The sequence below is a fragment of the Mesorhizobium sp. M7A.F.Ca.CA.002.09.1.1 genome, from assembly GCF_003998555.1.
Lineage (GTDB): Bacteria > Pseudomonadota > Alphaproteobacteria > Rhizobiales > Rhizobiaceae > Mesorhizobium > Mesorhizobium ciceri.
The window spans coordinates 1-990 of the sequence record NZ_RZRR01001341.1; the positions used below are offsets into that span (position 1 = coordinate 1).

The 990-nt window shown below is 64.0% G+C and carries 2 protein-coding genes; one reads left to right on the plus strand and one right to left on the minus strand.

The window, feature by feature from the left end; genetic code table 11:
• Nucleotides 1-511: NAD(P)-dependent alcohol dehydrogenase (locus tag EN994_RS33060; RefSeq protein WP_164746507.1), on the minus strand; the 511-nt coding region annotated here is incomplete at its 3' end.
• 97 nt (nucleotides 512-608) lie between these two features.
• Between EN994_RS33060 and EN994_RS33065 the strand changes: the two genes are divergently transcribed.
• Nucleotides 609-990: TetR/AcrR family transcriptional regulator (locus tag EN994_RS33065; protein WP_164746508.1), on the plus strand; the 382-nt coding region annotated here is incomplete at its 3' end.

Sequence of the window (990 nt, forward strand, 5' to 3'; positions counted from 1 at the left end):
CGCCGCCCGAGCCGATGACCAGAACCCATTGGCCGGGCTTCGGAATTCCGGCGCCCGTCACCGCATTCCAGGCGGTCAGGCCGGCGCAGGTCAGCGTTGCGGCCTCTTGCCAGTCGAGATGATCGGGCAGCCGCACCGCCCATTGTTCGTCGAGAACCGCATATTCCGCCAGCATGCCGTCCAGCGTGCAGCCGAGCTGGTCGACGAGCCCGGCATGGATGCGGCCGTCGATCCAGCGCGCGAAATAGCTGCCGGTGACACGGTCGCCGACGGCAAAGCGGGTGACGGCAGCGCCGACGGCTACAATCTCACCAGCCCCGTCGCTCAGCGGCACGACGCCCTGGCGCGGCGTCAGCGGATAGGCGCCGTTGAGGATCATCGTGTCGCGCCGGTTGAGCGAGGTGGCGCGAATGCGCACCACGATCTCGTGCGCTCCCGGCTCCGGTCGCGCCTCGTCCCGCAGCACCAGGCTTTCGATTCCGCCGGTCCCTTCAAGGCGATAGCTGCGCATTTCGAACCTCAAATATATAGACTGATCTACATATTATGTAGACCGATTGTCATATTTTGCGCAAGGCCTATAATGATCTCTCCTGACAGAGGTTGACATGGCCAACGACACCCGCACCCGCATACTCGAGACGACTGGGCTGCTGCTCAGGCAGCGCGGCTATCACGGCACCTCGCTCAACGACATATTGAGCGCCAGCGGCGCACCGCGGGGCTCGCTGTATTTTCATTTTCCCGGCGGCAAGGACCAATTGGTCATCGAGGTGACGCGCGCCAGCGTTGCCGACGTGACGGAGAGGCTGGGCGAAGCGCTGGCCGCCGAAAAGGATCCGGCGGTAGCCGTCCATCATATCTACCAGTCGGTGGGGCGCATGCTGGAAGACAACCAGTTTTCACTCGGCTGTCCGATCGCGCCTGTCGTGCTGGACTCGCCCACCGACGTGCCGGAACTGGCGGAGTTGTGCCGCTCGGCCTTCGAAC